Origin of the sequence: Amycolatopsis sp. NPDC026612, from assembly GCF_040638285.1 — a bacterium.
Lineage (GTDB): Bacteria > Actinomycetota > Actinomycetes > Mycobacteriales > Pseudonocardiaceae > Amycolatopsis.
This window is the reverse complement of sequence record NZ_JBEZYB010000108.1, coordinates 1-23,376: the sequence shown is the minus strand read 5'-3', so window position 1 is coordinate 23,376 and position 23,376 is coordinate 1. Positions and strand designations below refer to the sequence as shown.

Genomic DNA, 23,376 nt, shown 5'->3' with positions numbered 1-23,376 from the left:
GCCCCAATGTGGCCTTCGGTGCGTTGAACGCACCCAATGTGGCCTTCGGTGCGTTCAACGCACCCAAGGCCACATTGGGGCGCTTTGGCGGGTCAGGACCCTTCGATCTGCGGCGGTTCGGTCCGCTTCGCCGGCTTCCGGTACACGACGACGCCGCCCCAGAACGCCAGGCCGTTGATCTTCACCGTCGGGGCCGTCGGCGGGGCCGGGGGTGCGCCCGACTTGTCCTCCAGCACGAACCCGCCCATGAAGCCGATGCCCGTGACGTCCACGTTGACGTCGTCCGGGACTGTGATCTGGATGCCGCCCATGATCGCCACCGCGGTGATCGTGCAGTGCTTGTCCGCGAACCGCGCTCGCCGGAGGTCGATCTCCGTGCCGCCCCAGAACGCGAAGCTGTTGTGCTGCGGGGGCAGGACCCAGCTGCCCTTGCGGACCGCGCCGGACAGCACGCCGATCGACACCGGGGAGCCCGGGTGGCCGCCGATGCGCTGGTCCGGGAAGCCCAGGGCCCGGGTCGTCGCGGGTTCGATGCTCCCGGGAGAAACCGGCAGGTCCGCCGTCACCGGCTTGAGCTCGCCGAGCGTTTTCGCCGCGTAGACCGTCGTGAGCCGCTCTTCCAGCTCGTTGACCGTGATCCGCCCCTCCGAGAGGGCGTTGTGCAGCACCTGGGCGACGCGTTCGCGGTCCGCGTCGGAGGCCCGCATCTGGTCGGGCGTCAGTTCGCTCACCCGGCGTAGCCTATCGGCGAAAACCACCCGGTGTGTCCCTCTTCCGGAGGACACTGGGCCGATGGGATCCACTACCGTCGAATTCCCGGACGGCGTCCGGGTCCGCGGCCGTGGGCTGGGCCGCCCGCGGCCCGCCGAACCCGAGCCGGACTTCGGGCTCTACCTGGGCACGAGCCGGCTGCGGCGCAAGCACGGCGGGGGCATCACCTGGCCGCACGAATGGGTCACCTGGCCCGATTTCCTGCTGCCGGTGCACCCCGCGGCCGCCCGGCGCCGGATCACGGAACTCCACGAACGGGCGAGGACCGAAACCGTCGAAGTCGCTTGCTACGGCGGTGCCGGCCGGACCGGCACGGTGATGGCCTGCCTGGCCGTCCTTTCCGGCGTCCCGGCCGAGGACGCCGTCGCCTGGGTGCGGGCGCACTACAACGAACGAGCCGTCGAAACCCCCTGGCAGCGCGGCTGGGTGAAGAGCTTCGCGCAACGGCTAGATTGATCCGCATGGATGTGCACGTCGTCGACCACCCCTTGGCCAAGGCCCGGCTCTCCACGATGCGCGACGCGCGCACCGACAGCGCCGCCTTCCGGGCCGCGCTGCACGAACTGACCGTCATGCTCGTCTACGAAGCCACGCGCGACGTGCCGGTGAAGATCGAGCGGATCCACACGCCGGTCGCCCGCGCCGACGGTTACCGGCTGGCCAAGCCGCCGCTGCTGGTGCCGGTGCTGCGCGCCGGGCTGGGCATGGCCGACCAGGCGCACAAGCTGATCCCGGACGCGCAGATGGGCTTCGTCGGCCTGGCACGCGACGAGGAGACGCTCAAGCCGACGCCGTACCTCGAGTCGCTGCCGGATTCGCTCGCCGACCGGCCGGTGCTGGTGCTCGATCCGATGCTCGCCACCGGCGGCTCGATGGAGTACACGATCCGGCTGCTGACCGACCGCGGCGCCGACGACGTCACGGCCATCTGCGCGCTCGCCGCGCCGGAGGGCCTGGCGCACCTGGAGAAGACCGGCCTGCCGGTGCGGGTGGTCACGGCGAGCATCGACGAACGCCTCAACGACTCGGGCTTCATCGTCCCGGGCCTCGGCGACGCGGGTGATCGCCAGTACGGCGCCGTCTGAGTCACGCCGGCACGAGGTACAGCTCCTGCCGTCCGAGCGTCGGCGCGTCGAGGGTCCAGTGCGCCAGCGCGTCCGGCGGCGGGCCCGGCAACCGCCGCAGCACCAGGTCGGGGCGGCGCGGGTGGACGTCGAAGTCGAAGAACGCGTAGTCCACCCGCAGCGCCGCGCGCAGCCAGCGGTTCCCCGCGCCGCGGGCGTCGATGGCCGCGGGGAGCAGGCCGCGGTCGGCGAAGACGTCGACGATCGCGCACTCGCACGTGTACGCCAGCACGCCGATCTCCCCGGCGCTGCCGACGACGCGCGAACCCGCCAGCGCGCGGAGGTCCCGGCCGATTTCGGCGTACCGCGCCGTCGAGGCGTAGTTGGACGTCAGTGGCGCGAATTCGCGCGGCAGCCCCGGCGCCGCGTAGGCCACCACGGAAGCGAGCACCACCGCGAGGACGCACCCGGTCGCGAGCCGGTGCGAAGAAGCCCAAGCGCAGGCGAACACCGTCGCCGCCGTGAGGCCCGGACCGTAGTACCAGTGGTACGGCGGAACGGTCAGCAGCACGTACGCCCCGTGGTAGAGCGCGCCGCCCAGGGCCAGGAGTGCGAACGGCCGGAGCGCCGGGGACCGCCGGACGGCGAAGGGGATCACGGCGAGCGGCAGGAACGACAGGAACGTCGTCCACCAGGCGGTCCGGGCGTAGAAGAGCGGGCCGTTCCCGAACTCCCAGCCGCCCCAGGCTCGTTGCGCGCCCTGCAGGGTCTTGATCACGAACGTGTCCGGCACCGCCGCGCCGAGCACCACCCAGCTGACCGTGAACCACGGCAGGGCGACGAGCGCGGCGCCGAGCACCGCACGTCCGGAGCGCACGGAGAATCCCAGGACGACGGCGAAGAACAGCAGATCCAGCCGCACGAGGGCGAGCGCGCCCGCGGTCAGCCCGAACGCGAGCGGCCGCCGTTCTCCCGCGAACACCGCCAGCCACCCGAGCACCGCGGCGCCCAGCGCGACCTCCAGCCCGATCGACGAGAGCAGCAGCGGGTTCACGGTCAGCGCCGTGAACGTCAGCGCGGGGAACCAGCGCGGCAACGCGGTGCCGAGCCGCCGCAGGGCCAGGACGAGCGCGACCTGGCACAGCACGTACAGCACCCCGGCCGCGAAGACGGCGTCGCGGACCACGAAGGTCAAGGCGGCCAGGACCAGGACGTTCGCCGGGGACGTCGCGGAGTTCGACGTCGCATCGGCGAGCAGTCCCCAGTGGCCGTGGAACGCCAGGTTCCGCGCGTAGGAGAGCGTGATGAACGTGTCGTCGACCAGGTGCGGGCGGGCCGCCAGGAACACCATCGCCGACACGCACGCGGTGGCCACCGGCAGCCGCCATGGCCTGGTCTGGTTGTCCGTCGTCCGGACCTGCTCCATGATCACGACCGGAAGTGGCCGCCCGCTTCGCGAAAGTTGCGCGCAACATCCCGGCCGGTGCCGGCCACTGAAGGGTGTGACCAGCCATGCGACCGCGTCGGGGGTGCCGGTGGGCTCGGGGGATCCGGCGTCGGGGGATCAGGAGCCGGGGGATCAGGCACTGTGGGAGCGGGCGGCCGAAGGCGACGAAGCGGCTTTCGGTGAGCTCTTCGAACGGCACGCCGAGGCCGTCTGGAACCACGCCTACCGGCTGACCGGTTCGTGGTCCGCCGCCGAGGACCTCACGTCGAACACCTTTCTCATCGCCTGGCGCCGCCGCGCCGACGTGACACTGGTGCGGGACAGCGCGCTGCCGTGGCTGTACACGGTGGCCGGCAATGCCGCCCGCGACGAACACCGCGGCGCGAGACGGCGGCTCCGGCTGCTGCGGAAGATCCCGGACGTGCCGGTGGTGTCCGATCACGCCGACGCGGTGGCCGAGCGGCTCGACGGCGAACGGCGGCTCCGGGAGATCGTCGAAGCCGTCCGGACGTTGCCGAGGTCGCAGCGGGAGGTCGTCGAACTGTGCCTGCTCGGTGACCTGGCCATCGCCGACGCCGCGGTGCTGCTGGCCGTCGCCGAGGTCACCGTCCGCGCTCACCTGTCCCGGGCCCGCGCCCGGCTGCGCACGCTGCTGGAGGAGAAATGAGCAACGACTTCGACCTCCCGCCGCGGCGTCCGCTGCCGGACGACGTCCGCGCGCGGCTGCGTGCCGAGGTGCGCCAGGGCATCGCGCACCGCCGTCCGTCGCGCGTTTGGTACGCCGCCGCGGTGGCCGTCGTCGTGCTGGCCGCGGGCGCGGTCGTCGCGACGCGGGCGATCCGGCAGCCCGCCGACGTCCGCCCCGCCCCCGCGACCAGCGGCGAGCTGACGCTGGACGCCCGGGTGGCGACGGCTTCGCTCGACCGCTGCTGGGCGGCCGCGCGGGCCGCGGGCAAGGCGGGCCGGCTGCCACCGCGCGAGGACTGGGTCCCGTTGTTCACGGAGGTCGGGCAGGCGGACTCGGTGGTCGCGGCGACCGCGGCGGGCAAGCCGATGTTCTGCGAGACGACCGCGACCACCGTGACCCTGTCGGATCCGGGAGCCGTTCCCGCCTCGGTGCCGGCCGGGCGCGCCGTGGTGTTGCTGCACAGCGCGACCGGTCTGGCCGGCGGGGTCCTCGGCGCGGGAACGGCGGAGCCTTCGCTCGGCTGGCGGACCGAAGGCGGGGAATCCGGGTCGGTGTCGATCCGGTCCTCCCCGGTCAGCGGCCAGTTCGTCGCGTTGACCCGTACCGACCCGGCGCGGACGACCCTGACGCTCATCCAGCCCGGGATCCCGGACGGGACTGTGCTGTCCGCGGCGCCACCGCCGCTGCTTTCGGTCGCCGACCGGCCGTCGGCCGCCGAGCGGACGTCGCCGGCGGGGCGGGCGCTCGGCGCGTGCCTGGCCGCCGCGGAGGAGGTGGTCCCGGAGGCCGAGGCGTACGCGCCGGGGCCGCTGCTCGAAACCGGCAGCTACCAGGTGGTCTTGGGCCGCCGCGGCGACCGGGTCCTGGTCTGCACGACCGAGCCCGACCACCAACGGCCGGGGAAGCGCAAGGCGCACGTGTACCCCGATTTCACCGGACCGCAAGCACTGCCGGTGCGCACCCTGCGGGTGGCGACCTTGGGCGCGGTCGAAGCGGGCGGCGAGCGGGGGAAGTCCCGGATGCCGTTCGCCGTGGACGTGCCGCCGAAAGCGGCGAAGATGACCATCGACTTCGGCATCGGGACGAGCGCCGAGGTCGACGTCGTCAACGGCATGGCCGCGACCTGGATCCCGGAGAACATCGACATCCTGCCGGACGCGACGGTGCACGTCGTGGTGCGGGACGACCGCGGCACGACCCTCTACAACGGGTCGTTGCCGCTGGTCTGACGCCGGAGCCAGCCGGAGGCGTTCGCGCGCAGGGCGGCCTCGTACGAGCCCGTGACGTCGAACTCCTCCGGCAGGTTGCCGGTCAGTTCCAGCGACACCAGCCCGTGCACGACGGCCCAGCACCCGACCGCGATCGTCTCGGGCGGGGCGTCGAGGAAGACGCCGTCGGCGATGGCGCGGCGGATGATCCGTTCGAGCGGCTTGAGCGTTTCGCGGGCGAGCTTCTCGGCGTCTTCGTTCGGCTCGAACCCCGGCACCGACCTGCTGAACATGATCCCGTACAGGTGCGGGTCGGCCAGCGCGCTCGTGCGGTAGGCGCTGCCGAGCGCGACGAGGTCCTCGACGGCGTGGCCGGTCAGCGGGGTCCCGGCCATCCGGGCGCCGAAGCGGCGGAAGCCCTCGGTGTAGAGGGCGTTCACCAGATCGGGTTTGCTGCCGAAGAGCGAGTACACGGCGGTGGTCGACGTCCCGGCGTCGCCGGCCAGCTTGCGCAGGGAAAGCGCCTTCGGCCCGTCGGCCGCGATGAGCTCACCGGCCCGATCGAGCAGCTTGAGCCGGAGCGCTTCGTCGTGCGTGCGTGGTCGCGCCATGCACCCAGCGTATCGGAACAGTGTTATTGAAGGCCAGCGCCGGGATTTGACCTGGAGTGCACTCCAGGTCGTAGTGTCGGGCGCATGAGCTACTCGATAGCGGAAGCCGCTCGACGTAGCGGACTGTCCATCGACACTCTCCGGTACTACGAGCGCATCAAACTGCTCGATCCGCCCGCGCGCGACACCGCCGGCCGCCGGGCCTACTCCGACGACGACCTCAACTGGCTGGGCTTCCTGACCAAGCTGCGCACCACCGGGATGCCCATCAAGAGCATGCGCGAGTACGCCTCCCTGCGCCGCCACGGCGTCGCGAGCGCGGCCCGCCGCAAGGCTTTGCTGGTGGAACAGCGCCGGTCGGTCGCCGAGCGGATCGCCGAGTTGCAGGGCTGCCTCGACATCCTCGACTACAAGATCGAGAACTACGAACGGGTCGAGCAGAAGGTGCTCGGCATCGAACCGGGCATGGAGGAGATATCCGCGTGAAGACCAGGAAGCTCGGCGAACTGGAAGTCGGTGCCCAGGGGCTGGGCTGCATGGGGATGAGCCAGGCCTACGGCGTCCGCGACAACGACGAGGAGTCGGTCGCGACGATCCACGGCGCCCTGGACCTCGGCGTGACGCTGCTGGACACCGCGAACGTCTACGCCAACGGCGTCAACGAGGAGCTGGTCGGCCGCGCGATCGCCGGCCGCCGCGACGAGGTCGTGCTCGCCACGAAGTTCGGCATCGTGTGGAACGACGGCGCCATGGGTGCCCGCGGTGACGCCGCGTACGTCAAGCAGAGCTGCGACGACTCGTTGCGGCGCCTCGGCGTCGACCACATCGACCTCTACTACCAGCACCGCGTCGACCCGGACACGCCGATTGAAGAGACGTGGGGCGCGCTCGCCGAGCTGGCCGAGGCCGGGAAGATCCGGTACGCCGGGATTTCGGAGGCCGGTGCCGCGACGATCCGGGCCGCGCACGCCGTGCACCCGGTGACGGCGCTGCAGAGCGAATGGTCGCTGTGGACGCGGGGCATCGAGGGCGAGATCCTGGGCACGTGCCGGGAGCTCGGCATCGGGATCGTCCCGTTCTCCCCGCTGGGCCGCGGCTTCCTCACCGGCGCGGTGACGTCGGTGCGGGACCTCCCGGAGGACGACATGCGCCGCGGGCTGCCGCGGTTCGCCGAGGGCAATTTCGAGCGGAACCTGGCCATCGTCGAGGCGCTGCGCGAACTGGCCGAAGCGAAGGGTGTCACCGCCGGTCAGCTCGCGCTGGCGTGGGTGCAGACCCAGGGCGAGGACGTCGTGCCGATCCCGGGTACCAAGCGCCGCAAGTACCTCGAGGAGAACGCGGCGGCCGCGTCGCTGGAGCTGACCGCGGCCGACATCGAGGCGATCGAAGCGGCCGCGCCCGCCGACGCGATCGCCGGAGAGCGCTACCCCGAGCGGCTCGCCCGCGCCGCCGGCCGGTAAGCCCGTATCCCGCGTGATCGAGCCCGGAACTCGCGTGATCCGGGCCGTCACGGCTCCAATCACGCGAGTTCCGGTTCCAATCACGCGAGTTCCGGTTCCAATCACGCGGGATACGGCTTCGGGCACAGGTGAGTGGCCGGTGGGAACTTTCTTCTGAGGCTTTTCTGAGATCTTCGGAGCAGGCTCGGCGCCGATCATGCGGTCGGTGCCGAGCTCCAGGAGGTCGTCGTGGCGGAGGAAGTACTCGATTATCTGGTCGTCGGGGCCGGGCCGGCCGGGTTGCAGCTGGCGCAGCACCTCGGTCACGCCGGGCACCGGTACCTCGTGCTCGAGGGCGGTTCCGCGCCCGGGCACTTCTTCGAAACCTTCCCGCGGCACCGGACCCTCATCTCCATCAACAAGAAGCACACCGGGTACACCGACCCGGAGCTGCGCATGCGGATGGACTGGAACTCGATCCTCGCCGACGGCGACGACGAGCCGGTCCTCTTCACCGACTACAGCGAAAAGCTCTTCCCGGACGCCGAAAACCTCCTCCGCTACCTCGCCGACTACGCGGCGAAGTACCAGCTGAACGTCCGCTACGACACCCGGGTGACGCGCATCCGCCGTGAAGGCGAAAGTTTCGTCCTCACTGCCGGTGAGAAGGAATTCCGAGCCCGAAGGCTGATCATGGCCACCGGCGTGACCAAGCCGTACATCCCGGACTTCCCCGGTGCCGACCTGATCGACCAGTACGTGGACGTCGACGTCGACCCGAAGAGCTTCACCGACCAGCGCGTCCTCGTGCTCGGCAAGGGGAACTCCGCCTTCGAGACCGCCGACAACCTGATCGAGCAGGCCGCGGTCGTGCACGTCGGCGGTCCCCGGCCGGTGAAGCTGGCCTGGCGCACCCACTTCGTCGGCCACCTCCGCGCGTACAACGCGGGCATCCTCGACATGTACCAGCTCAAGCTGCAGCACGCGATCCTCGACGGCGACGTCCGGGAGATCCGCAAGGACGCCGACGGCTACCACGTGAAGTTCGCCTTCGCCCGCGCCGACGAGGTCATCAAGGAAATCCGCTACGACCGCGTGATCGGCTGCACCGGCTTCCGGTTCGACGCGTCGCTGTTCGACGACGACTGCCGCCCGGAACTCACCATCAACGACCGGTTCCCCGCCCAGACCGCGAGCTGGGAGTCGGTCAACGTCCCCGGTCTCTACTTCGCCGGCACGATCACGCAGGTCCGCGACTTCAAGAAGGCCACCAGCGCCTTCATCCACGGCTTCCGCTACGGCGCACGCGCGCTGGCGAAGGTGCTGAACGAGCGCTACCACGACGTCCCGTGGCCGCACGCCGGGCTGCCCGCCAAACCGGACGCGCTCACCGATGCCGTCATCACGCGGATCAACCGGACTTCCGCGCTGTACCAGCAGTTCGGCTTCCTCGGCGACGTCGTGGTCGTGGACGGCGACACCGCCCGCTACCTCGAAGAGGTGCCGGTCGACCGGGTGCTGGAAGACCCGCCGGCCGACGCCTACGTCGTCACCCTCGACTACGGCCCGGACCACGACAAGGTCGACCCGTTCGACTTCGTCGCCCGCGCCGCCCAGGACAAGGCCAACGACCACGGCGAGGGCCACTACCTGCACCCGATCGTCCGGCACTACCGCCACGGCGAGCTGGTCGCGACCCACCACGTCACCGAAAACCTCGAAAACGAGTGGGACAAAGAGGTGCACGTCGAGCCGCTGACCGCCTTCTTCACACGGGAGCTGTGATGCGCACGGTCGCGGAGTTCGAGGCGGCGGCCCGCGAGCGTCTCGATCCGGCCCACTACGACTACTTCGCGGGCGGCGCGCAGGACGAGATCACCCTGCGGGAAAACGAAGACGCGTACAAACGACTGCGCCTGGTGCCCCGGGTGCTGCGCGGCAGCGACAAGCGCGATCTGAGCCTGACGCTGCTCGGGACGCCGTCCTCGATGCCGATCCTCGTCGCGCCCACGGCGTTCCACCGGCTCGCGCACCGCGACGGCGAGCTCGCCACCGCCCGGGCCGCGGCGCGGGCCGGCACGATCATGATCGTCAGCATGGCCGCCACCACGGCGATCGAGGACATCGCCGCGGCGGCCCGCGAGGTGACCCCGGACCCGGGCCTGTGGTTCCAGCTCTACCTGCAGCCGGACCTGGAGTTCACCGAGGCGATCGTGCGACGGGCCGAGAGCGCTGGTGTCAAGGCGTTCGTCGTCACCGTCGACTCGCCCGTGCTCGGCCGCCGCGAACGCGACGACCGCAACGCCTTCCACGACCTGCCGCCCGGACTGGCCGTGGAGAACCTCCGGAACATCGGCGAAAACCGCAGTGGCGGCAACGCCAGCCACGTCCGCGAGATCGTCATGTCGGCCGGGCTGAACTGGGACGACATCGCCTGGCTGCGGTCGAAGACCAAGCTGCCCGTGCTGATCAAGGGCGTGCTCCACGCCGAGGACGCGCGGCTGGCCGTGCACCACGGCGTCGCCGGCATCGTCGTGTCCAACCACGGCGGGCGCCAGCTCGACACGGTGCCGGCCACCATCGACGTGCTCCCCGAGATCGCCGCGGCCGTGGGCGGGGCGGTGCCGGTGCTGCTCGACGGCGGGATCCGCCGCGGCACCGACGTCGTCAAGGCACTGGCGCTCGGCGCGGACGCGGTCGGCGTCGGCCGCCCGGTCGTGTGGGGCCTGGCCGCGGGCGGGCGCGAAGGCGTCTCGGAGGTGCTGGAAATGTTGCGGGCCGACTTCGACCAGGCCCTCGCCCTCTGCGGCGGGCGGCACCCGGCCGATCTCACCCCGGACCAGGTGCGGCGATGATCGGCAAAGTGCTCGCGTGGCTGCCCGCCCGCGTCGTGGCGCTGCGGATGAAGATCTTCGCGCTGGTCAACGGCCAGGACGCGGTGACGATTCCGGGTCCGCAGGTCGGTGTCGCCGACTTCCGGCGCGTCTACGCCGACCCGGCGGCGAACGGCCGCAGCCGCGGCGCCGCGCTGTCCGACCTGTTCTGGTACTGGCTGTCGCCGGGGCCCGAGGTGCACCAGGAACACCTCGAAGCCGGGCCGCGCTACGACGAGGTCGCCAAGTGCACCCGGCACATCCTGATCAAGTCCAAAAAGGACTCCGAAGAGCTGACCCGGCGCGTTGCCGGTCACGTCCTGGACGGCGTCCGCCCCGGGCTCGTCCGGCTGCGCGACGAGATGATGCCGATCTGGGCCGAGCTGTACTACGAGCTCGTGTTCGACGAGCCGTGCCCGCCGGAAGCGCGGGACCTCATCGTGGCGCACGCGGACGACGTCGCCTCGGCGCTGAAGTGCGTGCGGCCGCGGAACATGCGCCGCCGGGCCCGGCTGACGAAGTACCTCAGGCAGCGCCTCGCCGACGTCCCGCACCCGCTCCCGGAGTCCCTGACACCCGCGGAGCGGGCCTACTACCTGCAGGGCACGTTCTTCACCACCGCCGTCGTGCAGATGTCGGAGGCGATGGCGCACCTGCTGATGATCATCGCGCAGGACGACGGCATCCAGCAGCGGCTCGTCGACCACCCGGAGGACCTCGACCGCGTCATCGACGACGGGTTGCGCGAGTATCCGTTGTTCGGCATCGCGCACCGGATCTCCACCGCGGAGATCGAGCTGGACCACCTCACCATCCCGGCCGGGACGGTGCTGTGCTTCAGCTACCCCGACTTCGCCGACCGATCGCCGAAGGACGAGTTCATCCCGTTCGGCGTCGCGCAGAACCGGGCCTGCCCGGCGCGCGGGCTGGCGCCGCCGACCATGCGGGTCGTGGCGCAGGAAGTGCTGCGTCGCTTCGGCATCGCCTCGACGGCCGCGCACACCCGCTCGATCCCCAACCGGGGCCCGGTGCTGCTGACGCCCCGCGGTGCCCGCCGCCGGCGCTGGCCGCTGGTGTGGATCGCGGTCCGCGACCGCTGGGAAGACGTCTGGCGCAGCTTCGCCCAGCTCGTGTTCGGCACGTACATGGTGCTCGACGCCCGTCACAAAGCCCTTTGCTCGACCTACTTCGCCGGAGGTAACCGATGAGCCCGTCCGAAGCGGCACCGGTCTTCTTCCTCGCCGTCGTGGCGATCCTGGCGGTGGTCCGGCTGGTCTGCCTGGCCGCGGTCAAGCTCGGCCAGCCGCCGGTGGTCGGGGAGATGATCGCCGGCGTGCTGCTCGGCCCGTCGCTGTTCGGGCTGCTGCTGCCGGGCGTGCAGGCGGCGCTGTTCCCGGACGCCATCCGCTCGCTGCTCTACGTCGGCGGCCAGATCGGCCTGGTCATCTACATGTTCGGCGCCGGCTACGAGTTCAACCTGAGCAGCGTCGTGAAGTCGCGGAAGTCGGTCGCGGCCATCTCCTCGGCGGGGACGCTGGTACCGCTGGCGCTCGGGATCGGGATCGCGGTCCTCGGCACGTCGTGGGTCGACATCGGCAAGGACGGCGTTTCGCTGGTCACCTCGGCCGCGTTCGTCGGGGTGGCGGTGGCGATCACGGCGTTCCCGATGATGGTCCGGATCATCACCGAACGCGGGATCGCGTCGACGAAGTTCGGCTCGCTGGCCCTGGCCTGCGGCGCGCTCGACGACGTGCTCGCGTGGCTGCTGCTGGCCGTCGTGCTCGGCATGCACGCCGGGTCCGCCGGGCCGGTCGCGCTCGCTCTCGGCGGCGGCCTGGTGTTCGCGGTGGGCGTGTTCACCATCGGGCGGCGCCTGCTGAACCGGATGATGGGCAGCGACCGGGTGACCGCCGACCAGCGGGTGCTCATCACCGCGATGACGCTGTTCGCGGCCGCCTGGTTCACCGACACCATCGGTCTGTACGCGGTGTTCGGCGCGTTCACCGTCGGAGTGGCGTTCCCGCGCGGTCTCGCTTCCGACGCGGTGCTCGCCAAGATCATGCCGATCGGCCGCATCGTGTTCGTCCCGCTGTTCTTCACCTACTCCGGCCTGAACACCCGGTTCGCGCTGCTCGCCGACCCGAAGCTGCTCGCTTTCGCGCTGGTGACGGTGCTGGTCTCGATCATCGGCAAGCTCGGTGCGTCGTGGGGCGCGGCCAGGCTGGCGGGGGAGCCGCCGGAGATCGCGTCGCGCGTCGGCGTGCTGGTCAACGCCCGCGGGCTGATGCAGCTGATCGCGCTGAACGTCGGCCTGGCGGCGGGCATCGTGTCCCCGGCGTTGTTCACCGTGCTGGTGCTCGTCGCGCTGGTCACCACGATCATGACCGCGCCGCTCCTCAGCTGGCTCGATCGGCGTGATGCCCGCAAGGGGAGTACCGACCTGCTCCTGACGGCCCAACCCGTCCCGGTGACCGGGAAAAGTTGATTCTTCAATTTCGGAAAATCACTGCCAGTATGGATCCGTGCGCGATGGGGTGGCGAAACCGAGAGTGCTGCTGGTCGAAGACGACCGGGAACTGGCGGGCATGCTCGCCGAACTGCTCGCCGGCGAAGGCTACGAAACCGAAGCGGCCCACGACGGCCAGCGGGGCCTGCACCTCGGGCTCACCGGACACTACGACGTGCTGATCATCGACCGCCGGCTCCCGGTGCTCGACGGGCTGGAGCTGCTCCGGCGGCTGCGGGCCCGTGCGGTGACCACGCGGGTCCTGGTGCTCTCGGCGCTCGGCGAGGTGGCCGACCGCGTCGCCGGGCTCGACGCCGGCGCGGACGACTACCTCGTCAAGCCGTTCGAGGCCGAGGAACTGCTGGCGCGGCTGCGCGCGCTGGGCCGCCGTGACCTGGAGGGCGCCGAGTGCCTGCCCCTCGGCACGGCGGCCCTCGACCTGCGGCGTCACGAGGTCGTGCTGCCACGCGGCGAGCGGATCACGTTGTCCGGGCGGGAGTTCGAGCTGCTGCGGACGCTGGCGCAGCGGCCGAAGGCGATCCACCCGCGGGCGGCGCTGCGCACGCGGGTGTTCACCGACTCCACCGGAGAGTCCATTGTGGACACGTATGTGTACTACCTGCGGCTCAAGCTCGGCCGGGACGCCGTGCGGACCGTGCGCGGCCTCGGGTACCAGATCGGCGTGGTGTGAAGCCCCGCGGCGACCCCGAAGAGCGGGCCCTGCGGCGGGCGCGGTGGGTGATCACCGCGCAGATCGCCGTCGTGGTGTCGCTGCTCGTGGCGGTCGCGGGCGCGATCGCGTACGGGATGCTGCTGTCCGGACAGCACGCCGACGCCGACCGGACGCTGGCCAGGACGATCCAGCTCGGCCCCGGCACGACCCCGCCGGGCTGCGTGTGGCTGTTCACGCCGGAGGCGCACGCGCCGTCGGGGACACCGCCCGCCGGGATGCCGATCCCCGAGCTGAACGCGTTCGTGCCGTCCCCCGGGGACGTCCACACCGAACGGCGGTCGATCGGCGGGATGACGCACACGATCCGGGTGGAGAACCGCGGTGGCGTCGTGTCCCAGGCGTTCTTCGAGGAGCGCTACCAGGTCCAGGACCGCGCGTCGCTGGTGTTCGGGCTCGGCGTCGCCGAGGTGCTCGCGCTGCTGGCGGCCGTCGGGTGCGGCCGGGTGCTGGCCTGCCGGGCGATCCGGCCGCTGGAAGACGCCCTGCGACGGCAGCGGACGTTCGTCGCGGACGCGTCCCACGAACTGCGCGCCCCGCTGACCCGGCTGCACACGCGCGCCCAACTGCTGGCCCGGCGGGCGTCCGGCCGCGACGCGGACGAACTCGACCAGCTCGTGCGCGGCACGCGGGAACTCGGCGAGGTCGTCGAGGACCTGCTGCTGTCCGCGCGGGCGTGCGGCGAACGGCCCTCGTTGGAGCTGGTCGAGCTGGGCGGGCTGGCCGAGGAGGCGGTCGCGGCGGAAGCGGTGCGCGCGGGGGAGAACCAGGTGCGGCTGGCGGTGACGCGGGAGCGGCGGCCGTACGTCGTCCACGGCGTGCCGACGGCGTTGCGTCGCGTGCTGTCGGCGTTGCTGGACAACGCACTCGGCCACACCCCGCCGGGCGGGTCGATCGAGGTGTGGCTCGGCGTGCCCGACGAGCGGCACGTGGAGCTGCGGGTCCGCGACACGGGCGTGGGCTTCCCGGCGGCCGACGCGGAGCGTCTCTTCGAGCGCTTCGCCCGCGGCTCCGACGGCGACGGCCGTCGTTTCGGCCTCGGCCTGGCGTTGGTCCGCGAGGTGGTGACGGGCCACGGCGGCACGATCGCGGCCGTGGCCCGCCCCGGCGCCGGAGCCACGTTCACCCTCCGCCTCCTCCGCGCCGACCCCACGTGATCCGAGCCGGATCCCGCGTGATCGAAGCCGTAACTCGCGTGATTGGAGCCGTAACTCGCGAGTTCCGTCCCTGATCACGCGAGTTACGGCCTTAATCACGCGGGTTCCGGGCCTGAACACGCGGGTTCCGGGCGACGGAAGGGGTAGAGCCGGTTAGGCCAGTAGTGCCTGGACGGCTGCGGGGGCGTTCGCGACTGCGACCGGGCTCTGCTCCCGCGTGGCCAGGCTGCGGACCGTGACGTTGCCGGCGGCCCAGTCCTCCTGGCCGACGATCACGACCGCGGCCGCGCCCGCCTTGTCCGCGCGGGTCAGCTCCTTGCCCAGCTTGCGGTGCTCGATCGGCGTCGACGTCCGGAGCCCGGCGGCGCGCAGCGACGCCGCCACCGAACGAGCCGCGTCCGAGAGGTCCTCGGTCACCGGGATCACCATGACGTCGACCTCGCTGCGCGGGGCCGGCGTCAGCCCGTGCGTGTCGAGGAAGTCGATCAGCGTGACGTCGCCCATGCCGAACCCGATGCCCGGGATCTGCTGCGGCGTGAACATCGACGCGAGGTCGCTGTAGCGGCCGCCGCCGAACAGGGCCCGGCGGTTCTCCGGCGAGGTGTCGAAGACCTCGAACACGGTCGACGTGTAGTACGCCAGCCCGCGCACGATCATCGGCTCGTACTTCACCAGCTCCCGCGCGCTGCTGTTCAGCACCTTGACCAGGTTCGACTGCTCCCGCACCTCGGCCGGCAGCTCGTCCAGCAGCGCATCGCCCGCTTCGAGCGTCTCGGCCAGCTTTTCGAACTGCTTGTCCGAAAGCCCGATCTCCGCGGCGTTCTCGGCGAGCTTCTCGCGGGGGTACTTCTCCCAGCGGTCCACCAGGCCGAACACCTGGGTCAGGTGATCCGCCGACACGCCGGCGACGTCGGTGAGCGCCGACGACAGCAGGTTCCGGTCGTTGACGCGCAGCACGAACATGTCCGGCGTCGCGCCGAGCGCGGCCATCATGTCGTGCACCAGCTCGAAGATCTCGATCTCGCAGTTGGCGCTGTCCGAGCCGAAGATGTCCGCGTTGATCTGCCAGTGCTCGCGCACGCGGCCGCGCTGCGGCGCCTCGTACCGGTGGCAGTTCGGGTGGCTGTACCAGCGGACGGGGAACGACAGCGACTTCGCGCTCCCGGCGATCATCCGCGCCACCGACGGCGTCATCTCCGGGCGCAGCGCCAGCCGCCGCCCGCTCTTGTCGGTGAGCGTGTACAGCTGCTTGTCCGCGATCTCCTGGCCGGACTTGCGCTCGTAGATCTCGGCCGGCTCGAGGACCGGGCCGTCGTAGCGGAGGAAGCCGCGGCGCTCGAGGACGTCGTAGAGATGACCGAACACCTGGGTACGCACGGACATTTCGGCGGGCAGGAAGTCCCGTAGCCCCTTGGAGGGCGCGGTCGGCAGGTATTCAGGCACGTCACCAGCTTAACGACCGGCCGCATCCGGGTTTTCAGGGGAAGGCGACCCCGTACGCCGTGAGCAGGGTCGCCGCCGCCAGGAGCACCGCGCCGGCGGACGTCACGCGGCCGCCGAGCCGGCCCTTGCCGGGCAGGAGGTGGAGGAAGAAGCCACCCGATTGGGCGAGGATCCCGGTCAGCAGCAGGAAGCAGGCGATCCAGAGCGCCGGGTCGGACAGCGTGGTGCGGCTGAGGATCTGCAGCGCGACCAGGGCGAGGATCAGCAGGACGCCGGCGTGGGCGTGGCCGGCGCGGAACATCGCCCGCTGGTGGTCGGTGAGCTTCCGGTCGCGCATGACGCCCATCAGCGCGTAGCCGCCGTACATCACGGTCGGCAGGGAGACCAGGGCGATCACCGTGAACAGCTGGGTGGGTCCATGCATCGGAAGCTCCTTCGCGGGGTGGTGACACAACAATAACACTGTTTCAAAACACTGTCACCAAATTCGTCGCTTTCACGTGAAAGTGACGTGGAGGAGCTACCTCCGGATCACTTTCACGTGAAAGCGACGGATTGGCCCTGAGCCAGCACCAGGAGGGGGGTGCGGAGCGCCGCCAGTGAAGCGAGCGGGTCACCCTCGACGACCAGGACGTCCGCCGCGAGCCCGGCTTCGAGGCGGCCGGTAACCGAGGCGAGCCCGAGCCCGGCGGCGCTGTCCTCGGTCGCGATCTCCAGGATCCGGCGCCGGGGGAACCCGAGCCATTCGTACAGCTCCAACGCGCCGACCGGGTCGTCGAACACCGAGCCGGGCAGGCCCGCGTCGGTGCCGGAAAGCAGCCGGACGCCGTGTTCCTCCAGCCACGGCAGCCGCCCGTACATCGCCTGCGCGACCTCGTCGCCGAGCTTCTCGACGATCACCCGCCAGTTGCGGCTGCTGGTCGAGCACGCCGAAATGCCCTCGGCGGCCATCCGCTTCGCCACGTGCTCCCGGCGGTCGAAGGAGCGAGGCCCGGTCAAGAAGCTGCAGTGCTCGACCGTCGACACCCCGGCCTCGACCGCCGCCTCGATCGCGTCGGCGCCGTGGGCGTGCGCGGCGACCGGCAGCCCGTGCCGCCCCGCGTGCTCGGTGATCACGCGCAGCTGCCGGACGTCGAACTGCGACTCCCACATGTCGGCGCCGCCCTCGGTGATCTGGCCGCCGCTGGCCATCACCTTGAGCACGTCCGCGCCCGCGGCCGCGTTCGCGTCGATCAGGGCGCGGATTTCGTCGTCGGAAGCCGTTTCGCCGCCGAAAAAGTGGCAATGGCCGCCCGGAACGGTGATCGGCGGCCCCGACACGAGCAACCGCGGTGCGGCCTCGCCGTCGAACGACCGCCGGACGGCCGCGCCGAGGTGCCCGCGGTCGCCCAGGTCCCGCACGGTCGTGACGCCGCTGCGCAGCATCGCCGTGAGCCGCGAGCGCGCGCCCTCGAGGAGGTCTTCGTTTTCCGAGAAGTGGGCCAGCATCTCGCGGGACGCGTCGAACGCCAGGTGCACGTGGACGTTGCACAGCCCGGCCAGCGCGGTCCCGGTGGGGAAGTCGTGCCGGGCCGCGTCCGGGGCGGCCTGGGCGACGACGTCCGCGCGCGGGCCCGCCGCGACGAGCACGCCGTCGCGGACGAGGACAGCGCCGTCGAGTACCGGCGCCGACGGCCGCGGCAGCACCCGGCCGGCGGTGATCAGGGTGTCCACGTCACTTCCCCTTCGTCATCGCGGCCGACAGCGCAAGCAGCGGCCGGACGTCGGATTCGAGGTCGTCCGCCCCGGCGGGGAGGACCTGCTTGGCGCGGCCGTCGCTGACCTCGCCCGCCGCGTGCCGCCGCAGCGCCGCCTTCAGCGCGGCCGCCGCGGCGCCGGGATCGGTGGCGACGACCTCGCCGAAGCCGGCGTCCAGGTACGGCGAGAGCTGCACCAGGCCGTCCCGGATCTCGATCACCCGGCGGTAGTGCACGCGGTGGATGCCGCGCGGGGAGAGCCGGTCGCCGCGGCGCGGCGGGCTCCGCAGCACGATGCTGGGGAACGCCTCGACCAGGACCGTCCACAAGGGAGCGAGGGCCTGGTGTTCGTGCCGGTGCTGGCGGCGGCGCCGCAACGCCGCGAGCCGTGCCCGCAGCCCCGGGTAGGTGACGCCGGTGAGGAACAGCATTCCGCCGACGATCACGAAGGGCACGCCGAGCAGCAGCAGGACCCTCACGACGGGCCCGAACGCCCACGCCACCACGATGTACAGCGCGCGGAAGATGCTGCCGACGGCCGCGCTCGCCATGCCGATCGCGCTCAACCGCAGGCCGATCCGCAGATTCCGGTCGGCCACCCGCAGATACCGCACGATCCACGCCGTGCAGGCGAGGAGGCCGTAGATCAGGTACAGCCCGGCGCCGAGGTAGAACACCGCGATCCCGGTCTCGTGGACCGTCGACGGCCCCAGCGGGAGACCCCGCAGCTCCGGCGGCGTCACGGCCGTCGCGACGATCATCAGCACGATCGCCGCGGTCAGCGGCGCCAGCTCCGCCGCCACTCGCCGGTACCGCCGGGGGCCGAGCGCCGAGCCGAGGAAGAAGATCACCAGCGCGCAGAGGCCGCACGCCAGCAGCGCGTTGTTCGCCACCCGCGCCACGCCGCGGCCGAACAGCGCGTCGACCTCGTCGGAGATCACGGTCTGCTGCAGCAGGAACGCCGCCGCGAACCCCGCCACGCAGGCGGTGACGGCCCAGTTCGGCACCGTCGGTGCGCGGGTCACCTGGTAGATCCGCCACGCGAGCGCGGCGGTGAACAGCACCAGTGCCAGCAGGTTCACGGGGCTGAACAGTGTGCTCACAACCACCCTTGGTGATCGCCGAGCGCCCCCTGGATCCGGCGGAGATCCCGGTCAGCGGCACGCCGCGGGATCGTGTAGTTCAGGACCGACGCCCATTCGAGGATGATCGTCGCGACCGTTTCGGCTTCCCACTCGTGTGCGTCATCGTAGGACGACCGGCGCAGTGCGCGGTGTACGGCATCCGGGTCAAGATCGGGAGCGGGCCCGCGCAGGAAGTCCGCCGGCTCGGCGTCGCCGTGCGGGTGGTGGTCCGCCAGCATGTGCCCCAGCTCGTGCAGGATGATGTGGTCCTGGTGCGATTTCGTCGTTTCGGCCTGGTAGAAGAGGTAGTCCGCGGCCGAGGTCGCGATCCAGCAGCCGAACGGCCCCGGCACTTCGAGCGGGTAGGCGATCAGCCGGATCGGCCTCCCGCGCCGGCTGCCCAGCCGGGCGCACAGCACCTCGACGTCCAGCGGTGGCCCGATGTCCAGCTCCTTGAGCAGGTTCCGGCAGCGGCGGCGCAGCTCGCGCTCCTTCATCGCCCGGTGCCCCCCGGGCCCCGGGCCTCGCCGTCCTCCGGGTTCCGGCCCTCGCGTTCGGCCCGCTCGTAGCGTTCGACGAGCTCCAGGAGGTCCATCACCTGACGCCGTCCCCGCGGGGACAGTTCCTGCGCGCGCATGGCCATCAGCTGGGCTTCGCCCGCGGGTGCCGCGGCGGGCTCTTCGTCGAAGAAGTACGTCACCGGCACGCCGAACAGCTTCGCCAGCGCCTCGACGTAGTGGATCTTCGGGTTGACCCGCTTGCCTGTGGCCAGCTGCTGCAGGTAAGCGGGCGACATCGCCGGGCCGCCCGCCCGCTCGACGGCGGCGGAGATCTCCCGGTAGCTGTGCGGGGCGCGGCCGTCCACCCGGGCGGCCGCGATCAGGGCGCTCAGGCGCTCCGCGAAGGTCCGTTCCGGTGCCATCTCCACCCCCTGGGAATCCAGCCGTGGAAATTCTAACCGGAAACTGCTGTACGCACATGTTGACAGTTGTCGTATGCAGTGGTTTACAGTTGGCTCGCCTCTCGCCTGGCCGTCCGTGCACTGGGGGTGCACGGAACGGCTCAGGCGAGAGGTTGTCGCGCCTTCGACTCGTCATGATCGGCGGTCTGTAGTACGCTTCACACGCCAAGGTTGATCGCTCCTCGGGGCGAACCCTTGGTCACGGCCTGTTGCCGGAGGTCGACCCCCAGGGCTTCCGGTGACAGGCCCCTTAATTTTCCGGGCTCCTTCGTGCAGCCCGGTTCAGCCCATCAGCGTGGCGGCCACCGTGCCCCCCAGTTCGGCGCACGCTTCCAGTGTTCGTCGGTCCGGATCACCCGTTGTGATGACGGGTTCCGCCGCTTTGGTCCACGACAAGCCCGTCGTGATGGCCAGCAACTGGCGTTCCGTGCCCGAAGTGTCACTGTTGCCGTGAATCCAGTACCCGAACGGGCGGCCTTTTGTCTCGTCCAGGCACGGGTAGTAGATGGTGTCGAAGAAGTGCTTCAACGCGCCGCTCATGCTGCCCAGGTTCGCCGGCGTGCCCAGCAGGTAGCCGTCCGCTTCGAGGACGTCGGGGACCGTGGCCGCCAGTGCCGCGCGGCGAACCACTTCCACCCCCTCGATGTCCGGGTGCGTCGCGCCCGCCACGACCGCCTCGAACAGCGCCTGCGTCGACGGCGACGGCGTGTGGTGCACGACCAGCAGTTTCGGCATCAGGCGAGCAGTTCCTCGACGTCCGCCCGCAGCGCCGTCAGCCGTTCCTGCGCCGCGCCGCGCGCGTCGGCCAGTGAGCCCGGCACCGGGGCCACCACCTGCAGGTACGCCTTCAGCTTCGGTTCGGTCCCGGACGGGCGCACGACCACGCGTACCCCTTCGCCGGTCAGGCGCACCACGTCGGCGTCCGGCAGCAGGTCTTCGAGGACGACCTCGACACCGCCGAGCCGCGACGGCGGTGTCGCCCGCACCTTCGCCATCAGCTCCCCGCGAACCGCGAGATCCGTGACCCGTAGCGAAACCTGGTCGGTCAGGTGGAGGCCGTGGCGCTGTGCGAGGTCGTCGAGCACGTCCAGCGGCGTGCGGCCTTGCGCCTTCAGCTGCGCGGCCAAGCCCGCGGCGAGCGTGGCGGCGGCGATGCCGTCCTTGTCCCGCACGAAGCCCGGGTTCACGCACAGCCCGAGCGCTTCTTCGTAGGCGAACACCAGCCCCTCGCCGGCCCGCACCAGCCACTTGAAGCCGGTCAGCGTCTCGGCGTAGCGGGCGCCCTCGGCCTTGGCGATTTCCCCGAGCATCGAGGACGACACGATCGTGGTGGCCACCAGCGGGTCCGGGATCATCGTCCGATCCACTGTGGACAGGACGTACGAGCCGAGCAGCACGCCGGTCTCGTCGCCGCGCAGCATGCGCCACCGCCCGTCCCGCTCGCGCACGCCCAGTGCGCACCGGTCGGCGTCCGGGTCGAGCGCGACGGCCAGGTCGGCGTCCACATCGGACGCCAGCGCCAGCAGCAGGTCGGTCGCGCCCGGCTCCTCGGGGTTCGGGAACGACACGGTGGGGAAGTCCGGGTCCGGCACGGCCTGGGCGTCGACCAGGTGCAGGTCGGTGAACCCGGCCCGCTCGAACGCCGCGCGCAGCGTGCCGGCGCCGACCCCGTGCAACGCCGTCGCGGCCACCCGCACCGCGCGTTCGTGCCCCATCGGCAGCGTCGCGACCTCGTCGAGGTAGCGGTCCAGCAGGTCGGTGACCTCGGCGCCGGGCGCCCGCGGCACGCTGACGGCGGCCGGCGCGGCCTCGATGGCGCGCTCGATCTCGCCGTCGGACGGCGGGACGATCTGCCCGCCGGTCGCGTCGTAGAGCTTGTACCCGTTGTCCGCCGGGGGGTTGTGCGACGCGGTGATCTGGATCCCGGCCACCGCACCGAGCCGGCCGACGGCGAACGCGAGCACCGGTGTCGGTAGCGGCCCGCCGAACAGCTTGACGTCGAAGCCGGCCGCGGTCAGCACCTCGGCGGCCGCGGTCGCGAAGGCTTCCGAGCCGTGGCGCGCGTCGCGGCCGACGACGACCAGCGCGCCGGCGTGCCCGTGCGCCTTCAGCCACTCCGCGACGCCCGCGGTGGTGCGGGTGACGACGGCGACGTTCATCCCGTTCGGCCCGGCGCGCACCGGGCCGCGCAGGCCGGCGGTGCCGAACTCCAGCGGTCCGGCCAGCCGGTCGGCCAGGTCTTCGGCGGCCCCGGCTTCGCCGCCCATCGCGCGGGCCAGCACGGCCTGCAGTTCGGCGCGGGTGCTCTCGTCCGGGTCATCGGCGATCCAGCGGAAAGCGGCGTCACGCAGGGTGGAATTCAGTGTCACCGCGTCAGCCTACGGGCTAAGGTCGGGTAGGTGCGCTTACTCTTCACCTCTCTGGGGTCCTTCGGCCACACCTTCCCGCTCGTCCCGCTGGCGGTCGCCGCGCGCGACGCGGGCCACGACGTCGTCTTCGCCACGTCCGAAGATTTCCTGCCACAGCTGCGGAAAGCCGGGCTCGAAACGGCGGCGGCCGGGCTCGCCATCAAGGACGCGTTCGGCCAGGCGTTCGCCGAGTCCGGGCCACCCGGCCCGCGGCGCCCGCCCGGCGACATCCCCCGGGAAGAGCTGTTCCCGGTCGTCGCGAAGGTATTCGGCGAGGTGATGCCGAAGCGGTTCCTCGCCGACCTGCTGCCGCTGTTCGAGCAGGTCCGGCCGGACCTGGTCGTGAGCGAGGCGGGCAATTCGGGCGGGGCGTTCGCCGCGCTGAAGGCCGGGGTTCCGGTCGTGGCGCACGGTTTCGGCCGGGTGTCGAGCGACGACCCGATGGTGCTGCAGATCCGTGATGCGATCCGCGAGCACGGCGCCGAGCTGGGCATCGAGGTCGGCGAGGACCTGGCGTTCGGCGGCCCGTTCGTCGACATCTGCCCGGAGTCGGTGCAGGAGCCGGGTTTCCTGGCGCGGACGCGCCGGCTCCCGCTGCGTCCGGTCGGCTGGAGCGAGCCGGGCGACCTGCCGCTGGGCGTGCTGGACAAGCGGCGGCCGCTGGTCTACCTGACGCTCGGCACGGCGATGGGCCACGCGGGCGTGCTCACCGAGGCGATCGCCGGCCTGGCCGGGTTGGACGTCGACGTCCTGGTCGCCACCGGCCCGTCGCTGCCCGAGGACGCGCTGGGCGAGGTCCCGGCGAACGTCCGGCTCGAGGCGTGGGTCCCGCAGGCGGCGCTGCTCCCGCACGTCGACCTGGTGGTCCACCACGGTGGCAGCGGCACGACGCTCGGCGCGTTCGGCGCGGCCCTGCCGCAGCTGCTGCTCCCGCAGGGCGCGGACCAGTTCAGCAACGCGGACGCGGTGCTCGCGGCCGGCGTCGGCGACCGCCTCCTCGGCCCCGAGGTCACGGCCGACGCCGTCGCGTCGAAAGCCCGTCACCTGCTCACGGACACCTCGGTCCGCGACGCGGCCCGCACCCTCGCCGCCGAAGTCGCGGCGATGCCGTCCCCCGCCGACGTCGCCACCCAGCTCCCCGCCCTGGTCTGAGTTCCGGCCCCAATCACGCGAGTTCCGGCTTGAATCACGCACTCACGTGATTCAAGCC

The 23,376-nt window shown here is 71.5% G+C and carries 24 protein-coding genes; 13 read left to right on the top strand and 11 right to left on the bottom strand.

Going from position 1 to position 23,376, the window contains the following annotated elements; all coding sequences use genetic code 11:
• Window positions 1-92 precede the first annotated feature (92 nt).
• Window positions 93-707, bottom strand: coding sequence for a DUF1707 domain-containing protein (locus AB0F15_RS41440; RefSeq protein WP_360282748.1), 615 nt, complete (start codon window positions 705-707; stop codon window positions 93-95).
• Between the two features lie 85 nt (window positions 708-792).
• Here AB0F15_RS41440 and AB0F15_RS41435 point away from each other — a divergent pair, with 85 nt between their 5' ends.
• Together AB0F15_RS41435 and upp are read left to right on the top strand one after the other, a co-directional pair.
• Window positions 793-1,227, top strand: a complete 435-nt coding sequence (locus AB0F15_RS41435; RefSeq protein WP_360282740.1) for a protein-tyrosine phosphatase family protein — start codon at window positions 793-795, stop codon at window positions 1,225-1,227.
• A 5-nt stretch (window positions 1,228-1,232) separates the two neighbouring features.
• Window positions 1,233-1,856, top strand: coding sequence for a uracil phosphoribosyltransferase (upp, locus tag AB0F15_RS41430; protein ID WP_360282738.1), 624 nt, complete (start codon window positions 1,233-1,235; stop codon window positions 1,854-1,856).
• Window position 1,857: 1 nt separating this feature from the next.
• Here upp and AB0F15_RS41425 read toward each other — a convergent pair whose 3' ends face one another.
• Window positions 1,858-3,261, bottom strand: a complete 1,404-nt coding sequence (locus tag AB0F15_RS41425; RefSeq protein WP_360282736.1) for a hypothetical protein — start codon at window positions 3,259-3,261, stop codon at window positions 1,858-1,860.
• Between the two features lie 109 nt (window positions 3,262-3,370).
• Here AB0F15_RS41425 and AB0F15_RS41420 point away from each other — a divergent pair, with 109 nt between their 5' ends.
• Together AB0F15_RS41420 and AB0F15_RS41415 are read left to right on the top strand one after the other, a co-directional pair.
• Entirely contained in the window at window positions 3,371-3,949 is a 579-nt protein-coding gene (locus tag AB0F15_RS41420) for an RNA polymerase sigma factor (RefSeq protein ID WP_360282746.1), read from the top strand.
• Window positions 3,946-5,199: a hypothetical protein gene (locus AB0F15_RS41415; RefSeq protein ID WP_360282734.1), complete on the top strand. Its 1,254-nt coding sequence runs from the start codon at window positions 3,946-3,948 to the stop codon at window positions 5,197-5,199. The genes AB0F15_RS41420 and AB0F15_RS41415 overlap by 4 nt, the downstream gene beginning before the upstream one ends.
• Here AB0F15_RS41415 and AB0F15_RS41410 read toward each other — a convergent pair.
• Window positions 5,172-5,789, bottom strand: coding sequence for a TetR/AcrR family transcriptional regulator (locus tag AB0F15_RS41410; RefSeq protein WP_360282732.1), 618 nt, complete (start codon window positions 5,787-5,789; stop codon window positions 5,172-5,174). The two genes, AB0F15_RS41415 and AB0F15_RS41410, sit on opposite strands and share 28 nt — an antisense overlap.
• Window positions 5,790-5,873: 84 nt before the next feature.
• Between AB0F15_RS41410 and AB0F15_RS41405 the strand changes: the two genes are divergently transcribed.
• From AB0F15_RS41405 to AB0F15_RS41370, 8 genes are all read left to right on the top strand, one after another.
• Window positions 5,874-6,275: a MerR family transcriptional regulator gene (locus AB0F15_RS41405; RefSeq protein WP_360282730.1), complete on the top strand. Its 402-nt coding sequence runs from the start codon at window positions 5,874-5,876 to the stop codon at window positions 6,273-6,275.
• A gap of 50 nt (window positions 6,276-6,325) precedes the next feature.
• On the top strand, window positions 6,326-7,249 hold the full coding sequence (locus AB0F15_RS41400; RefSeq protein ID WP_360282744.1) for an aldo/keto reductase: 924 nt from the start codon (window positions 6,326-6,328) through the stop codon (window positions 7,247-7,249).
• Window positions 7,250-7,477: 228 nt separating this feature from the next.
• The gene (locus tag AB0F15_RS41395) at window positions 7,478-9,013 is read left to right on the top strand and encodes an NAD(P)-binding domain-containing protein (RefSeq protein WP_360282728.1); all 1,536 of its coding nucleotides are present in this window, start codon (window positions 7,478-7,480) and stop codon (window positions 9,011-9,013) included.
• Complete coding sequence (locus AB0F15_RS41390; RefSeq protein ID WP_360282726.1) at window positions 9,013-10,083, top strand: alpha-hydroxy acid oxidase; 1,071 nt, start codon at window positions 9,013-9,015, stop codon at window positions 10,081-10,083. Before AB0F15_RS41395 ends, AB0F15_RS41390 begins: the two co-directional genes overlap by 1 nt.
• Entirely contained in the window at window positions 10,080-11,309 is a 1,230-nt protein-coding gene (locus tag AB0F15_RS41385; protein WP_360282724.1) for a cytochrome P450, read from the top strand. Before AB0F15_RS41390 ends, AB0F15_RS41385 begins: the two co-directional genes overlap by 4 nt.
• Complete coding sequence (locus AB0F15_RS41380; protein ID WP_360282722.1) at window positions 11,306-12,586, top strand: cation:proton antiporter; 1,281 nt, start codon at window positions 11,306-11,308, stop codon at window positions 12,584-12,586. The genes AB0F15_RS41385 and AB0F15_RS41380 overlap by 4 nt, the downstream gene beginning before the upstream one ends.
• Before the next feature lie 64 nt (window positions 12,587-12,650).
• On the top strand, window positions 12,651-13,298 hold the full coding sequence (locus AB0F15_RS41375) for a response regulator transcription factor (RefSeq protein ID WP_360282742.1): 648 nt from the start codon (window positions 12,651-12,653) through the stop codon (window positions 13,296-13,298).
• The gene (locus AB0F15_RS41370; RefSeq protein WP_360282720.1) at window positions 13,295-14,494 is read left to right on the top strand and encodes a HAMP domain-containing sensor histidine kinase; all 1,200 of its coding nucleotides are present in this window, start codon (window positions 13,295-13,297) and stop codon (window positions 14,492-14,494) included. The genes AB0F15_RS41375 and AB0F15_RS41370 overlap by 4 nt, the downstream gene beginning before the upstream one ends.
• Before the next feature lie 153 nt (window positions 14,495-14,647).
• On the opposite strand, the gene hisS is transcribed toward AB0F15_RS41370, so the two are convergent.
• From hisS to AB0F15_RS41330, 8 genes are all read right to left on the bottom strand, one after another.
• Window positions 14,648-15,937 carry a histidine--tRNA ligase gene (gene hisS, locus AB0F15_RS41365; RefSeq protein ID WP_360282718.1) on the bottom strand — a complete coding sequence of 430 codons (1,290 nt, stop codon included), beginning with the start codon at window positions 15,935-15,937 and terminating at the stop codon, window positions 14,648-14,650.
• A gap of 34 nt (window positions 15,938-15,971) precedes the next feature.
• On the bottom strand, window positions 15,972-16,361 hold the full coding sequence (locus AB0F15_RS41360; protein ID WP_360282716.1) for a hypothetical protein: 390 nt from the start codon (window positions 16,359-16,361) through the stop codon (window positions 15,972-15,974).
• A 113-nt stretch (window positions 16,362-16,474) separates the two neighbouring features.
• The gene (locus AB0F15_RS41355; protein ID WP_360282714.1) at window positions 16,475-17,650 is read right to left on the bottom strand and encodes an amidohydrolase family protein; all 1,176 of its coding nucleotides are present in this window, start codon (window positions 17,648-17,650) and stop codon (window positions 16,475-16,477) included.
• 1 nt (window position 17,651) lies between these two features.
• On the bottom strand, window positions 17,652-18,776 hold the full coding sequence (locus tag AB0F15_RS41350; RefSeq protein ID WP_360282712.1) for an MAB_1171c family putative transporter: 1,125 nt from the start codon (window positions 18,774-18,776) through the stop codon (window positions 17,652-17,654).
• Complete coding sequence (locus tag AB0F15_RS41345; RefSeq protein ID WP_360282710.1) at window positions 18,773-19,294, bottom strand: hypothetical protein; 522 nt, start codon at window positions 19,292-19,294, stop codon at window positions 18,773-18,775. The genes AB0F15_RS41350 and AB0F15_RS41345 overlap by 4 nt, the downstream gene beginning before the upstream one ends.
• On the bottom strand, window positions 19,291-19,719 hold the full coding sequence (locus AB0F15_RS41340) for a helix-turn-helix domain-containing protein (RefSeq protein ID WP_360282708.1): 429 nt from the start codon (window positions 19,717-19,719) through the stop codon (window positions 19,291-19,293). The genes AB0F15_RS41345 and AB0F15_RS41340 overlap by 4 nt, the downstream gene beginning before the upstream one ends.
• A gap of 321 nt (window positions 19,720-20,040) precedes the next feature.
• Window positions 20,041-20,493 (bottom strand): NAD(P)H-dependent oxidoreductase, encoded by a 453-nt coding sequence (locus AB0F15_RS41335; RefSeq protein ID WP_360282706.1) that lies wholly within the window; start codon window positions 20,491-20,493, stop codon window positions 20,041-20,043.
• Window positions 20,493-22,127, bottom strand: coding sequence for a phospho-sugar mutase (locus AB0F15_RS41330; protein WP_360282704.1), 1,635 nt, complete (start codon window positions 22,125-22,127; stop codon window positions 20,493-20,495). The genes AB0F15_RS41335 and AB0F15_RS41330 overlap by 1 nt, the downstream gene beginning before the upstream one ends.
• 30 nt (window positions 22,128-22,157) lie before the next feature.
• On the opposite strand from AB0F15_RS41330, the gene AB0F15_RS41325 reads away from it, so the two are divergent.
• A complete protein-coding gene (locus AB0F15_RS41325) occupies window positions 22,158-23,318 on the top strand; it encodes a glycosyltransferase (protein WP_360282702.1) in 1,161 nt (386 codons plus the stop codon).
• The last annotated feature ends 58 nt before the right edge of the window (window positions 23,319-23,376 follow it).